10 protein-coding genes are annotated in these 15554 nt (G+C 47.7%); 7 read left to right on the top strand and 3 right to left on the bottom strand.

Going from position 1 to position 15554, the window contains the following annotated elements; all coding sequences use genetic code 11:
- Positions 1-200: 200 nt before the first annotated feature.
- Positions 201-830 (top strand): response regulator, encoded by a 630-nt coding sequence (locus tag H6G89_RS30000; protein WP_199337009.1) that lies wholly within the window; start codon positions 201-203, stop codon positions 828-830.
- Between the two features lie 813 nt (positions 831-1643).
- On the opposite strand, the gene H6G89_RS29995 is transcribed toward H6G89_RS30000, so the two are convergent.
- Both H6G89_RS29995 and H6G89_RS29990 read right to left on the bottom strand, forming a co-directional pair.
- The gene (locus H6G89_RS29995; protein WP_190513673.1) at positions 1644-4745 is read right to left on the bottom strand and encodes an efflux RND transporter permease subunit; all 3102 of its coding nucleotides are present in this window, start codon (positions 4743-4745) and stop codon (positions 1644-1646) included.
- Positions 4746-4753: 8 nt separating this feature from the next.
- On the bottom strand, positions 4754-6091 hold the full coding sequence (locus H6G89_RS29990; RefSeq protein ID WP_199337008.1) for an efflux RND transporter periplasmic adaptor subunit: 1338 nt from the start codon (positions 6089-6091) through the stop codon (positions 4754-4756).
- A gap of 192 nt (positions 6092-6283) precedes the next feature.
- Between H6G89_RS29990 and H6G89_RS29985 the strand changes: the two genes are divergently transcribed.
- Positions 6284-6931, top strand: a complete 648-nt coding sequence (locus H6G89_RS29985; RefSeq protein WP_190513669.1) for a TetR/AcrR family transcriptional regulator — start codon at positions 6284-6286, stop codon at positions 6929-6931.
- 79 nt (positions 6932-7010) lie between these two features.
- Positions 7011-11174 carry a PAS domain S-box protein gene (locus H6G89_RS29980; RefSeq protein WP_190513666.1) on the top strand — a complete coding sequence of 1388 codons (4164 nt, stop codon included), beginning with the start codon at positions 7011-7013 and terminating at the stop codon, positions 11172-11174.
- A 494-nt stretch (positions 11175-11668) separates the two neighbouring features.
- Here the strand turns inward: H6G89_RS29980 and H6G89_RS29975 are convergent, their stop codons facing one another.
- Positions 11669-12061: a hypothetical protein gene (locus H6G89_RS29975; protein WP_190513664.1), complete on the bottom strand. Its 393-nt coding sequence runs from the start codon at positions 12059-12061 to the stop codon at positions 11669-11671.
- Between the two features lie 225 nt (positions 12062-12286).
- Between H6G89_RS29975 and H6G89_RS29970 the strand changes: the two genes are divergently transcribed.
- From H6G89_RS29970 to H6G89_RS29955, 4 genes are all read left to right on the top strand, one after another.
- Positions 12287-12550, top strand: coding sequence for a hypothetical protein (locus tag H6G89_RS29970; RefSeq protein WP_190513663.1), 264 nt, complete (start codon positions 12287-12289; stop codon positions 12548-12550).
- A 326-nt stretch (positions 12551-12876) separates the two neighbouring features.
- Entirely contained in the window at positions 12877-13350 is a 474-nt protein-coding gene (gene msrA, locus H6G89_RS29965) for a peptide-methionine (S)-S-oxide reductase MsrA (RefSeq protein ID WP_190513662.1), read from the top strand.
- A 352-nt stretch (positions 13351-13702) separates the two neighbouring features.
- Positions 13703-14284 (top strand): TetR/AcrR family transcriptional regulator, encoded by a 582-nt coding sequence (locus tag H6G89_RS29960; protein ID WP_190513660.1) that lies wholly within the window; start codon positions 13703-13705, stop codon positions 14282-14284.
- A gap of 21 nt (positions 14285-14305) precedes the next feature.
- Complete coding sequence (locus tag H6G89_RS29955) at positions 14306-15478, top strand: ABC exporter membrane fusion protein (protein WP_190513659.1); 1173 nt, start codon at positions 14306-14308, stop codon at positions 15476-15478.
- The last annotated feature ends 76 nt before the right edge of the window (positions 15479-15554 follow it).

Raw genomic sequence — 15554 nt, 5'->3', positions numbered from 1 at the left:
AAAACCCGCCCCTACCAACATCTGTCTTGATCACCATTGAATTGGGTATTAGGTAGAGGAGAAGACTCAACTAGAAAATTTTCTGATATGTTTGAAGTTTTTTACAATGAGACTTCTAATATTTAATTGGGAAAACAACTACTGCTTGATGACAAATCAGATTACAACCACCGACTAACTACACCCGTAAACGAGAAACCATGATGGCCACTCCAACAATTCAAGTCCTCATTGCTGATGATCATCCCATTGTCCGTAACGGATTAGTTCGCATGATTGAACTAACAGATGGCATGAATGTGGTTGGTGAAGCGGAAACTGGAACACAAGCGATCGCGCTATTTCATCAACATCAGCCCGATATCACATTAATGGATCTACGAATGCCAGATATGACAGGGGTAGAAGCGATTACCACCATTCGCCAGCAGTATCCAACTGCCCGTATCGTCATTTTAACTACCTATGATACCGATGAAGATATCTTCCGAGGTTTGCAGGCTGGAGCTAGAGGGTACTTACTCAAGGACAGTAAGATGCATCAACTGCTTGCTGCAATCCGTAATGTTTATGCGGGACAAACCTATATTCCCCCTGAAGTTGGTGCGAAGCTTGCTGAGCGAATGAGCCATCCACAACTGAGCGATCGTGAGCAGGATGTGCTGAAGCAGATGGTTCAGGGTATGAATAACCAAGAGATTGCAGAAGCTCTTCACATTACAGAAAGTACGATTAAATTCCATGTTAGTAATATCTTACATAAGTTAGGAGTGAGCGATCGCACTCAAGCTGTTTTAATTGCGATTAAACGGGGATTCGCGAATTTGTAGTTAAGTAAAATCGGTGGTTAGTTCAATCAAACATACAAAAAATATCTTTTGATTCACCTAAAAAAGTTTATTTAGAGAATGCACTAAGATCTCTGCCCCATCTTCAGGTTGGCTTTTAATTGTCAATTGTCCATTAATGCGACGGCTCTTTCAGACATACATCCGTGTAGCTGGAATTCAAGGTCATAGTCAAAGAAACAGATTGTTTATCTACCTGATCTAAGTTTGTTAGGGTTAGATGACCTGATGCTTTGACAACATAAACGTCTAAGTGATTGCATTGCGCTAACCACAAGAAAGCTCACCTGACCAGTTTCCTAGCACTCTGTTGAGGAGCAGAATTTGTATCTTCCTCAGTCGAACGATCGCCTGAAGGAGCTAGTGGAGTAGATGGAGTTCCCGAATCCGTTCTTTGAACGTTGATTTTGTGCCTGCTAACTCAAAGAAGGAGTTGGTGGTTATACCAAATTAAATTGTGATCAAGGCAAATGTCGGTAGGGGCGGGTTTTTCAGATAAGTTCTGGGGTTTGCTATTAGTAAACCGCTAAACCCACCCCTACCACATATCGATTCAGGGGTGTGTTTCGTAGGGCGTGAGTTCGATTGATGACGACTCTTTCCTTTTTCCTCAAGCTTATGCCGAGAAGGAAGCAAGCCAGAGCTGTTGGATTTTAATCGACGGATCTCAAAACTTGAGTAAATTATTCGGCGCAAAGACTTGTTGGATAACCAGGGAAACCAAAAGGAACTCGACAAGTTACTAAAAAGCTCAAAGAGCTTGATTAGCAAATAGTTTATTAACGCTAATTCGATTTAATGGCTTGGCGGAGCAATTCGTGAACTACTTAAAGGTCTAAGTTTCAGAAATATAGCAGGGACGAAGTAAATAGAGAGCAGGGTAACACCACCTAATCCACCCGCAATGACGATCGCCAGTGGATTCCAAAATCCAGTTGGATCAAACAACAGGGGTATAAATCCTGCAATATCCGTGATCGTCGTCGCTACCAAATGACGAGTTGCATGAATCACCACAGCCTGAGTAGCGGGAAGATTACCAGAGCTTGCAAGTTCATCATTTTGTAGAGCAGAGACAACGACTGTTGCTTCGTTCACAGCAATCCCTATCAAGCCAATCGTGCCCAGAATTGCTGTAAACCCAAAGGGGTAGCCAGAAATCCAAAGTGCTAATAAACCTAATCCAGCTGAAAGAAGGGCGATCGCACCAATACTTGCTGCTAGTGTAAATGAGTTGAAGGTGAGAACCAGCGTTGCCACCATCAACACGGTTAGGACACCTACCGTTGAGAGTAAATTAGCAATTGATTCGCTGCGTTCAGCAGATTCGCCGCCAAACTCCCAAATATAACCGGGTGGAAATTGAAGTTGATGTAACCGTTGTTCAATGTGGTGTTGAACAGTAGCAGGTAAGATTCCTGCCGTTAGGAATACCTGCACCGTATTGACACGCCTCCCATTGCGACGGGCGATCACCGGAAAATCAGGGACTAAGCTAACATCTCCAACGGTGGCAAAGGGAATCGATTGGCGATCGCCTGTGACTAAATCTAGCCCAGTTACACCAGGAAGATCGGCTCGCTGAACATCGGATAGCCTCACCCGTACAGGCAGTTCTTCTGTTTGCTCCAGAATTGACCCACCTGTTGTCCCCTCCAATGTGGAATCAAGTTGACGGGCGATCGCCATCCGATCGAGTCCCACCAGTCGGGCTTGCACTTCATCAACCGTCACCGCTAATTTCGGCTGCGCCTCAGTCAGGGTGGCACGTGTATGAATCACAGGAGCGTTTGCCCCAACAGGAGAATTGCTTCGCAAAGACAAAACTTCAGCCTGTACCTGTTCCCCCAATTGCCTGAGTGTATTTAGCTCTCCACCGTATAACCGAACTTCGATTGGTGCATCGTAAGGGGGGCCCTGTTCAATTTGTCGTACCACAACACGAGCCGCCGGAAATGCATCGTTTAATTCTGTTTGTAGTGTTTGGATCACCTTCGCAGGCAACACACCCGGACGCAGTTGCACCCAACCCTGTGCATAATTAGACTCATTCTCCCGTTTGCCAATAACGTTGTAGTAAAACGTTGGAGCACTTTTACCTAAAAACCAATGCACATCGAGCACTGATGCATGTTGCAGAATCAGGCTTCGAGCTTCGAGGGCTTGTGCTTGTGTTTGGGCTAAAGCGGTTTGCTCCGATAGTTCAAAATCAATGTAAAACTGATCCCGCCCCGTAGGAGGAAAGAATTGCTGATTCAAATGAGGTGTAACGGCAAACCCCATAACAGGCAGAATCAGGGAAAGGGCGATCGCCCCCATAGGACGACGAAAAGCAGACTGTAAGCTGTGGCGATACCAGCGAGTCAATTGAGGAATTGACAGTCCCTGCTCCGCCCAGTGGGGCAGTTTGGGGGATGGTTGCCAGCGATGTAATATCCCTGAAAGAGCAGGCAGGACGGTGAGGGAGATCAGCAGGGAGCTAGTCAATCCCAAAATGCCACTTAACCCGATCGTGCCTGTGAACTCCCCCACACTTCCTGATTGCAGGGTAATGGGCATGAACGCCAGTACCGTTGTCAGGGTAGAACTGCTGAGGGGAAGTGCCATACGGCGAGTGCTATCGGCGATCGCATCCACCGGAGCCATTCCCTGATGCAGGCGAATCTGCACTTCGTCTACCATAACGATCGCATTGTCGATCAGTAACCCGATCGCAATAATCAACCCGGTTAGAGACATTTGATGAATAGGCACACCTAAAAGTCGCATCCAGCCAAAGACGAGCAGACACGCCAGGGGTGAGGCAATGCCAACGACCAGTGCCGACCGCCATCCCATCATGACTGTGATCACCAGCGTCGCCAGTATAGAACCGATCAACAACTCCCGCATGACACCATTCACACGAGTGTTGACATATTTGCTCTGATCCAGAAGAGTGGCGATCGCAATTCCTGCTGGTAACTCGGTCTGGAAAACCTTCAACGTTTCACGGGCAGAGGTCATCCACTGGTCGATACGTTGGGCGGATTCAACGGTTGCTGCAAGAACGATCGCGGGTTTGCCTGACACCAACGCCAGATGATCGGCAGGCTCTCGAATCCGGCGATCGACTTGAGCAATGTCACCCAACTGCGCTACTTGCCCACTTGTAGCCGTACGAATGGGAATTGTGCGAATGCGCTCTAAAGAATCCAACTCATTTGACAGTTCAAGCACTAAATTTTGATTAGGGTTCCGAAGCTGACCGGCACTCACTTTGGCATCACTCGCCTGTACCTGTTGAGCCAACTCCTGTGTTGTCAATCCCAACTGCGCTAAGTCAGACTGCCGAACCACAACCTGAATTTCTTCCTGTGGATCGCCAAACACCTCAACCTGATCGGTTCCCGGCAAAAATCCGAGTCGGTCTTCTAGCGTTTTCGCCCAACGTCGCAAAATACCGTAGTTGACGGGGGCATCTGTCTCCCAGAGCAGACCAAGAATCAGAGCATTGGCTTTTACTTCCTGATCTTCGTAGCGAGGTTCCAAAGCACCTTCAGGCAACTGAGGTACTGCGTCATCGACTTTACTGCGAACTCGCTGCCACACAGGTTCAACATCACTGACGGTTTCTTTCAAATTAATCGTGACAATCGAAATTCCCAGGCTCGATGCAGACTCCAGCGTGTCGATTTCTTCAATTTCAGATAATTCTTGTTCGATCACTTCTGTAACTAATGCCTCAACGCGATCGCTACTCGCCCCCGGAAACAGAGTAGTGACGGTTGCACTCCGTTGATTGATCTCTGGATCTTCTAAACGCGGTAGAGTCACAAAGGACGAAACACCCCAAACAACAATCAACACCAACGTCAGAATCAACAGCCGAGCATTGCGATAAAACAGTGTAGTCATAGTGACGCTTAAAGGACTTGGACAACCTGACCAGGGACGAGCCGCTGCACACCTTCCGTAACAACCTGATCGCCCGATTGCAACAACCCCCGTACCAACACACGGTCAGTTTCCGTATGCAAAACTTCCACATCGCGCCGTTCTAGTTTGCCGTCAACCACCACAAAGCAAGACCATAAGCCGCGATCGCCCGGAGTTAAGGCAGTCGTTGGCAGCCAAAATCCAGTCGTGGAAACCTCTTGGGTCATCTCTAAGCGGGTTACTTGATTGGGAGCAAGGCTGACTAAATCCGCGTTATTGACCGCCAGTACAACCGTGCGCGTGCGCGTGGTGGGGTTGACCTCCGGTTCAATTGCAAGCACGGTCGCGAAATAGCGAATTTCACCCACTTGAAGAACCTGCGTGCTACCAGGGGTGAGTTGAGGAATAGCCTCAACGGGAACACCGACTTCCACCTCCGGTAAATCCCCCTCCACCAAACGAACGATCGCCTGCCCTGCATTCACAACCGTTCCTTCATCCAATCGTCGCTCACCGATCACACCTGCAAAGGGTGCTCTCAATGTACTTTTGGCGATCGTGATCTCCAGATCCGCGATGCTGGCATCCAATTGTCGAACTACAGCAAGTTGGGCTGCGATTTGCTCCGATCGCGTCCCATTTTCTAGCTCTGCTAATTGACTTTTAGCCGCGTTTAATCGCTCCTGGAGAGCACTACGGTTAAAGGCAACTTCATCCAATTGCTCTCTGGAAATCGCGCCTTCTTGATGCAGGTATTCTCGGCGATCGCGGCGAAGGGTTTCCAGGGCTATCTGATTTTGCAGATCATTGACCTGAGATCGAGCGGTAGCAACCACCTCCGGTCGAGGACCATTGCGTAATTCTTGCAATACGGCTTCCGCCTGGGCTTTTTGTGCCCGCAGTTGATTTAACTGAGCACCTTGATTCTGGGTATCTAGACGCGCCAAAATATCACCTGCCTCGACGCGATCGCCCCGATCGACGCCTACCCAAACTAATGCACCAGAGCGTTCAAACCCAAGCTCACTAGAGCGAGTAGCTGTTACCTGACCCGTGTAGAAGCGGGTGACGGTATAGGACTGCACCATGGTTGCTGACATCGTTTTCACGGGCATTCCAACCGCATCGGGGGAAGTTTGTTGCTGCTGAGCCGAGAGCCATCGTGGGATTATGGCGACTGCTCCAGTAGCCAGTAGCAGTCCGGCAATTGCTGTTAGTCTCCAGCGATCGCGCCGCTTCCGAGTGTCATGATTTGCACGGGCTATCGTTTCAACGTCTGTAGGGGATTCCTCTTCGGACAAACCTTGAACCAGTCCACCATCCATTCACACAACTCCTACTTGAATAAAAGCACGACCGTTCGTTAGATTTATTCTTAGCACGACCGTTCGTATTTGTCTATATAATGGAGATTGACGTTATTTAATTCCCACTCCTTCAAAGAGACAAAACCCCTTTAAACATCCATCTGCTCCGCTCAACTTGCGATCGCCATCCAACCAGATAAACTAATTCCGATGACTCAATCCATCACCACTACAACGTCGCGTCGCCGCACAACCCATGGGCAACAGACCCGCCAAACTATTTTGAAAGTAGCGGTTGATGTTGCTTCGATCGAAGGGCTAGAAGGGCTGTCCATCGGTCGTTTGGCGAGTGAACTGGGCATGAGCAAAAGCGGGCTGTTTGCTCATTTTGGGTCTAAGGAGGAACTGCAACTGGCGGTGATCGATACGGCGCGGGAGATTTTTGCCGCAGAAGTGATTCAACCGGCTTACTCCGCCCAACCGGGAATTGCTCGTTTAGAAGCCCTGATGACTGCCTGGTTGTCCTATGGAGAAAGGAAGGTATTTCGAGGGGGATGCTTCTTTGCGGCTGTTGCTGTCGAGTTTGATAGCCGACCGGGAGTTGTGCGCGATCGCATTGCCGAGTTGATACAGCAATGGTTAGAAACGGTCAGCCAGATTATTCAGGAAGCAAAGGACTTGGGAGAAGTTACCCCAGACGTAGACGCAGCCCAACTGGCATTTGAACTGCACACAACATTGTGGGGGGCGAACGGACTGCTGCAACTACTGAATAATGAACAAATCGTGACTCAGACAAAGACGGCTATTACCCAACGATTGCAGCGAATAAAATTGCCAAAACCGCTTGAAGGGTAAGCAAAACAAACTCGCTTATGCCAGAAGTTTGGGCATACTAGGGCATAAGCAATGGTATAACCCCAAAAGACAAGCAGCAATGAGCGTATACCAACAATTTTTTCCTTATATTGTGTCGATCGCGTCTACAGCCGTTGCTCTGTTCTTAAGTCTTTGGCTAGACGATATTATTTTCCGCACGGTTGGCGCACTCTTTTACGTTGCGATCGCCATTAGTACCTGGTATGGCGGACTTAAACCCGGAATCGTTGCGTCCGTCCTCTCTCTGCTTGCTATTCACTATTATTTTTTTTCACCGCTCCATCAGTTCCCCTCTGAGAGTGCCCATCATGCCCTCCGTCTGCTGTTAGTCGCATTGGTATCCGTGATCATTACGCTGTTAAGCAGTAACCTGCGGCAGAGCCGACAAAAAGTTGAGCGACTCAGCCGTAAATTAATTGAGGAAAGTAGCGATCGCCTGCGAACGGTTCTCAATGCTGCTCAGATGGGCATGTGGGATTGGGATTTGCTCACAGGAGAAATTATTTGGTCACCAGAGCATGAGCAGTTGTTCGGTCTATCTCCAGGGTCGTTTGACGGCAAGTATGAAACCTTTGCTCGTTGTGTTCATCCAGACGATCTCGGCGGAATCGGTGACGCCGTCACCTACTCCCTTCAACATAACGTTGCTTACCACCACGAATATCGAATTATCTGGGCAGATGGCAGCATCCACTGGGTTGAGGGACGGGGACGTGCCTTCTACAACGACGAGGGGCAACCCGTGCGCATGAGTGGAACGATCATGGCAATCGACCAGCGTAAACAAACCGAAGAAGCCTTACGACAAAGTGAAGCCCACCAACGAGCCTTAATTAAGGCAATTCCAGATCTGATCATGCGAATCAACCGAACAGGGCTTTATCTCGAATTTGTAGCTTCTCCTAATTTTCGGATAGTGGGCACGATTTCCACGATGGTAGGAAGCCATATTTTTGATGTTCTACCGCCTGATCTTGCCCAAAAATACATGGATTCTATCCAGGAAGCCCTCGACACCAAATCGGTTCAAGTTTATGAACAAACCCTGTTGATTGATGGCATCACTCAAATCGAAGAAGTTCGGATTGTTCCCTATGGAGAGGACGAAGTTCTCGCCTTAGTGCAAGATATTAGCGATCGCAAACAAGCAGAAGAGCGTTTGCGAGACATATCAGATCGGCTCAATCTGGCAGTGCAATCCGTCAGAGGAGCGATTTGGGATTGGGATGTGGTTAACGATCACTTACTTTGGGATGAGCGAGCGTATGAACTCTATGGTGTCCAACATTCGAATGTTCGGGAAACCTACGCCACGTGGGAAGCGAGAATTCATCCAGATGATGTCATCCCTTGTCACATATTGACTCAGCAAGCCCTGGCTGGTGAAGCCAAGTATCAGACAGAATTTCGCGCTGTTTTGCCGGATGGCACAATTCGTTATATTGAATCTCACGCTGTAGTGGAACGTGACCCAGATGGACGTCCTCTACGAATGATTGGAATGGATTTGGATATTAGCGATCGCAAACAAACTGAATTTGCCCTCCATCAGAGTGAGCAGACAAACCGCACCATCATGGAAACCATTCCCGATCTACTGATTCAGATGGATCGCAGGGGTTACTACAGTTCCATGTCGGGGGGCGGAAAGGTGCGTGTCCAATATCCACCGAAATCATCAAGTGAGCCAACCGTATACAGTGTTTTATCTCCCGAACTGGCTGAACAACGGCTCTATTACGCGAATCAAGCCATTGAGAGTAGCAGTTTGCAGATCTACGAACAAATTTTTAATACGAACGGTGAGGAACGCTACGAGGAAGTCCGGATTGCTCCACTCAACGAGCAGGAAGTTCTAGTCATGATTCGAGATATCACTGATCGCAAACAAGCAGAAACAGCTCTGAAAAGGTTGGTGGAAAGTACGGCTGCGGTCACGGGGAAAGACTTCTTCTCAACTCTGGCACAGCAATTGATGTTGGCACTCAAGGTGCAATACGTTCTCATCACCAAGGTCGGCGGTGATCACTTGCAAACTCTGGCGTATTGGAAAGATGGCAAACCTCAAGCTGATATGATCTTTGCCATAACTGATATACCCGGTTGTGATGCCGTTACGGAGCATGAACGCCTCTACTGCCCAAAGGATTTTCAACAACATTTTTCTAATTACTCTCTCGCGCAGGCTCTTCAAGTCGATAGCTATCTGGGTATTCCGTTAGTCAGCACAAGTAATCAAAAGCTCGGTAATATCTGCATCATGGACAACAAACCAATGCACGATATCCAATTAGCAGAAGCATTTTTACGCATCTTTGCAACAAGAGCAGCCGCAGAACTAGAGCGACAACAAGCCACTGAAGCCTTAGAACAGTTGAACCAGGAGCTAGAAGCCCATGTAGAAGAACGTACTGCTGCTCTACGTCAAAGTGAAGCAGAACTGAGTGCAATTTTTAATCAGGCTGCTGTTGGCATTAGCCTCGCAACACCTGATGGACAATATCTCAAGGTCAATCAAAAGCTGTGTGATATTTTGGGTTATACCCAGCAGGAGTTGTTGACCAAGACATTTAAAGATCTTTGTCACCCAGAAGATGTCAACAAGGGCGAAGAAGGATGGCAACAACTCCGCACTAGAGCTATCGATTCTTTTTCAATTGAAAAGCGTTGTTTGCACAAAAATGGTCGTATCGTCTGGGTTAATTTGACAGCTTCTCTGGTGGGTCAGCCGACTAGCGAACTTGATTACTCGATTGGGGTCGTGGAGGATATCAGCGATCGCAAACGAGCAGAAGAATCGTTACAGCAGAGTGAGGAGCGGTTTCGCACAGTTTTTGACTGTGCACCGATTGCCATCAGCCTGGTCAAGATAGACACCTATGAAGTGTTTAGGGTAAATGCGGCTCATCGTCAAATTTTTGGGTACAGCGAGGCTGAGTTGGCAACCATGTTCCTCGCAGATTTGTCTCATCCAGATGATTTAGAAAAAGACGTTGCTCAAGTTGAGCGAATGGTTCGAGGCGAGATCGCTGGCTTTCAAATGGAGAAGCGATTCATCACGAAAAGTGGAAATGTGATTTTGAGTGATATGACTGTAGCACTCATTCGTGATTCAGACGGACATCCGCTTTATAGTATGGCAATGATTGAGGACATCACTGAGCGCAAACAATCCGAAATGTTGTTAAAAGCCCAGCAGGAGTTTCTCCGTCGCCTGATTGATACCGTTCCCAATCTGATTTTTGTGAAGGATTGGGAGGGACGATTTACACTGGTGAATCAGGCAACCGCCAACCTCTACAACACTTCAATTCAAAACTTGATTGGTAAAACTGATGCCGATTTCAACCCAAACGAAGTAGAAATCGAACAATCTCTGGCAGTCGATCGAGAAGTGATGACTACCATGACTCTCAAAGTTTTAGAAGAAACCTTCACAACGGCTGACGGTCAACAACGATACTTTCAGACGATTAAAACTCCAATTCAGTCTGCAAATGGACATTTCAAGGAAGTTTTGGGAGTTGCCACAGATATTAGCGATCGCCAACAAATTGAGATCGCATTACGACAAAGTGAAGAACAACTTCGAGCCTCTCTGGAGGAAAAAAATGTTTTATTGCAAGAGATTCACCATCGAGTGAAAAATAATCTGCAAACCATATCCAGTCTTCTGCGGTTACAAGCTAACACAATCAGCGATCCAATGGTCTTAGAGTTACTCAAAGAGAGCCAGAGCCGGGTGCAGTCTATGGCTTTAATTCATGAAAAGCTTTATCAATCTCCAAACTTCGCACGAATTAATGTCGCTGAGTATATTCGTGAGTTAACTCAATATCTGTTTAGTACTTATCTAACTAACGCTAACTCTATTCGCCCCCACATCACAGTCGATTCAATTGAGATTGATATTCATATTGCCAACCCGATTGGATTGATCTTGAATGAGCTACTGACAAATGCTTTAAAGTACGCTTTTCCCAATCAACAAACTGGTATCATTTCCATCCAATTTCACTGTAATACTTCCAGTCAATATTGTTTGACTGTGGCTGATAATGGCATTGGCTTGCCAGAAGATTTGGATATCTATACGACGCGATCGCTAGGGTTAAAGTTAGTTCAGATCTTGACTCGACAACTCGGAGGCATCCTGGAGGTCAACCGTGATCGGGGAACGTGCTTTACGTTGGCGTTTTCCACCTGCACCAAAACCACTTAGACCATTCTCATACCGATTGAAATGGTTTCCAGTGCAACTGCGGGCGTTCGTTAGGGCAGGTTTGACTGTTTACTAACGGCAAACCCAAGAACTTATTGCAAAACCCGCTCCTACCGAACATTTGTGGTTTACCCGTGTGAGAACCGCTGTAAAATTACTCTAGAAGGTGCCTTCAAGCCCTTTAGTCGTATGTTCAAAAGTCTATGCAATGTCCTGAATGTAACGGTTCAAAAATTGTTCTTGTTTACAGAGAAGATGCTTCTGCCGTAGCAGTAGGTTGTCCTACCTGTGAAGGATCAGGAGAGATTCCCGATCCTCCCTACCTCCCTGATCATTGTTTAACATGTGGAACACCCATCCCTGAAGGTAAAAAGTGGTGTGATTTTCACGGAGCAGCCGATCTGTTTGGGAAATAATAGATATCACATCACTGGGCACAAGTGCCATTGTCAGTCACAATTAATCTGAGTTCGAGATCAGGACTTTAGCGTTGATTAGAGTAAATCAATACGACTATCGTGAACCCAACAATTCTGATTGGGAGCATGAAACCAGGATTCATTATTTTGATCAACTCTACGATGATCAATTTCCACAAACGCGCCACCGGGAATTGTATTAACGACTTGCCCCCAGGGTCTTATTCGACAATTGTTGCGATCGCTAGATGAGCCAAGCAGTCTACCCATACGGGGAAAAACATCAGCATCATCTGGCAAATTGTCATCTTCGTGGTAGATATTATCGGAATCCACTTCAGCAGGAGAATGGGTTTGTTGAGAATCAGCGTTGGGGCTAACAGCCAACAATAAACTCAGCATCAAACCCGTACCAGTAGCGATCGGAATGAACCATTTTTGAGTTTGAGAAATCCATATACGATTCATGGTTAGCTTCCCCTAATGGAGGAATTAAGGTCTGAACTGAAATCTCAAACAGGATAGCAATCGGTAGTGATAATGTCACGATCATAGCGTTTATAAAGATTCTTTCACGTTTATCTTATGAACTATTTAAGTTCACCAGAGAGACTACAAAACATGAGGTTAAGAGAGCGGTTCAGACAACCATCTCTTCCCTCAATCATTCCTTAAACCTTTAGGAGGTAGTCTATGAAACGCTTTGCTTTTGCTGGTCTGTCTGCTCTTATGCTCAATTCAATCCTGGTTCCAGTCGCTTTTGCCTTTGAGGTAGTTGACAGTAAGTCAAATCTTCCTGAGCAATACACCACCACCTTTGACACTCGCGATCTGGGACAGGCAAACACCGCAGAAAAGAGCAGTGCTAAACCCCCTTCTGGAGATGCTAATCCAAGCGATCTCTATAACAGCACAGTGGATACCAGCGAGATCATCAATCCACAGCCCGATCGATAATTGGTCGTGAACTGATCGCGACCTTCAATAAACAACGGGGGTAAAGGGAGTAGTGCCTTTTACGGGGATTCTACCCTAACCCCCATCACTTAAGGACCGTGAATTAAATAACCTGAAAAACGGCAACCCCATGTACGGGCGCGGCATTCGGCAGAGGGTTCTGAAACAATGGCAAGAGCTTTTGACCGAATGTCACGCCCCTACGCCAGGAATTACACCTTCATAAATTCGCGATCCTAAATAGCATTGGCGATCGCTGAGACGGGAAATTTTTCCCACTTCCCGGTAGAGTTACTACATTGAGTCTTTGATTTGCAACAGATCCAATGGAGATAGCGACATTTGGAGCCGGATGTTTTTGGGGAGTGGAAGCTGCCTTTCGGAAAATGAAAGGGGTTGTATCCACATCAGTCGGTTATATGGGCGGACATTTTGACAATCCCTGCTACCTGGATGTGTTATCGCGCATCACAGGACATGCTGAAGTCTGCCAGGTCACCTACGACCCATCTTTGGTCAGTTACGACGAGTTGCTCATACTTTTTTGGAGCATTCATGACCCAACTAGCCTCAATCGCCAGGGCGCAGACCGGGGAGAGCAATACCGCTCCGTCATCTTCTATCACACAACCGAACAAGCCGAGAGAGCAAGACGATCTAAAGAGTGGCTCGATCGCTCTGGAAAGTATGACAAACCAATCGTCACGCAAATTCAAGCAGCCTCCCAGTATTGGTTAGCCACGGAGGAACATCAGCAATATTTGGAGAAGAAACAGCGACAAAGGGCGGAATTTGGTTAACCGACCTACTTTGAAGTGGCGTTGCTGAAATGACAAATGATCCGTAAATTCCCAACGTGAGCGAGACGCTCACCCTATCGCGATCATCACAAGGGAGTGCGAGCATCTTGCTCGCGATCTCATATTCTTATTCAGCAACGCCTTTGAAGTAACAGACCCTTTACAAAGCCGAGCTTGTGCGGTTAATATATAACAAACGTTCGATATAAAACCGTTTTGTCTGGAGGAACTCTCTGACATCTTGCGCCTTCTCCAGTAACCCGTCCTCGAATTTGAATCCTCAGCGATCGCCCCTCACCTTGTCCCTTTGGACAGATTGTGATTCCCTGAGATCGTCGCTTGCTTTCGTCCCATGCCCAAAATCATTGACCACGACCAATATCGCAAGGAGTTATTGAGCCAATGCTTTGACCTGTTTGCCGAGAAAGGATACGCCGCTATTACCATGCGGCAGATTGCTCAGGGGTTAAAGGTGTCTACAGGAACGCTTTACCACTACTTTCCCAGTAAGGAAGTGTTATTTGAGCAGATGGTTCGAGAAATGACGCTACGAGATATTCGCAGTGCAGTCATCGAAACTCACCAGAAGACATCAACATTAGAGCGCATCAGTGCCATCTTCCAGTTCATCGAGAGGCACGAAGACTATTTCATTAAACAGAACCTGCTGATGGTGGAGTTTTACCAGCAGCAAAAGCGAGATGGCAGCGATCGCCTCTCTCTCTTCTCCCAAATTTGGAAAGACCATGAACAGGAGATTAGTGACCTGGTAGCCATCAAAGATAGAAACCTGCTGGAACTGCTGGGGTGCTTCATTGACGGCTTGTTATTACACCGAATGTTTGACCCTGAGGAATTCACCTTTCAAAAACCCGTTCAACTCATCATGACCATGCTGAAACTTTATCTAGACCAGCATCCTGAATCGGTCTAAGCAACTTTAGGAGACGCCCTTATGCAACACACCCTAAAACTACCAAATCGTCGGCTGATGACCCTGCTATTCATGGCTACGACGATTACCGGAGGTATCACAGTCTACGGCATCTCAGCCATCAACCAGGCAAAGGAGAGTACGGCGCAATCCGTTGAAGTCACTCCAGACAGTCGCTCTATCAGTGCTTTAGGGCGGTTAGAACCTGCCACTGAAGTCATCCAATTAGCTGCACCAATGACGCTAGATGGCGATCGCCTTGCAGAACTGCGGGTGAAAGAGGGCGATCGCGTCGAAACAGGGCAGATTATTGCCGTCTTGAGTTCACGCGATCGCCTCCAAAATGCAGTGCAACAGGCGCAGGAAGAGGTACGGCAAGCACAGGCGCGGTTGGCACAGGTACGGGCTGGAGCCAAAACCGGGGAGGTACAAGCACAACAGGCCGCGATTGTACGTCTCCGGGCAGAACTGAACGGAGCACGCGGAGTACAGGCTGCAACTCTGGCTCGATTAGAAGCGGAATATCAAAACGCTCAAGTTGAGTACAACCGATATCAACAGTTGTATCAGGAAGGGGCTGTGTCACAGTCTACGTTAGACAGTCGTCGTTTGACGGCTGTGACTGCCGAGAAGCAATTGCGAGAAGCGCAGGAAAATCAGAACCGCACGCTAGAAACCCTGGAAGCCCAACTCCAGGAAGCTACTGCAACCCTGGATCGCATTGCCGAAGTGCGCCCGGTAGATGTACAGGTAGCGCAGACCGAAGTAGATGGGGCGATCGCGGCTCTTACTCAGGCGCAAACCGATTTAGAGCAAGCCTATATTCGTGCCCCCATTGCCGGACAAGTTCTGAAAATCCACACTCGCCCCGGTGAGAAGCTGAGCGAGAGCGGTATCGCTGATTTGGGACAAACAGATCAGATGGAAGTCGTTGCTGAAGTGTATCAATCTGACATCGGTAACATCCAACCCGGACAAACTGCGATTGTGACCGGGCAGGGCTTTTCAGGTGAATTGCAGGGCACTGTATCTCAGGTGGGTTGGCAGGTGAGCCGTCAAAACACCTTTAGCAACCAACCCGGAGAGAACCTCGATCGCCGCGTGGTAGAAGTTCGCATTGCCCTTACGCCTGCGGCTAGTCGTCAGGTGGCACAACTGACCAATATGCAGGTGCAGGTCAAGATTCAACCGTGATTTCACCTGTCCTGAATGATAACGAATGTTCGATATAAAACGTCCCCTTTTCTCTGGAGAATTCTATGCAACCCAC

Source organism: Oscillatoria sp. FACHB-1407 (assembly GCF_014697545.1).
Classification (GTDB): Bacteria; Cyanobacteriota; Cyanobacteriia; order Elainellales; family Elainellaceae; genus FACHB-1407.
This window is presented reverse-complemented; position numbering and strand designations above follow the sequence as displayed.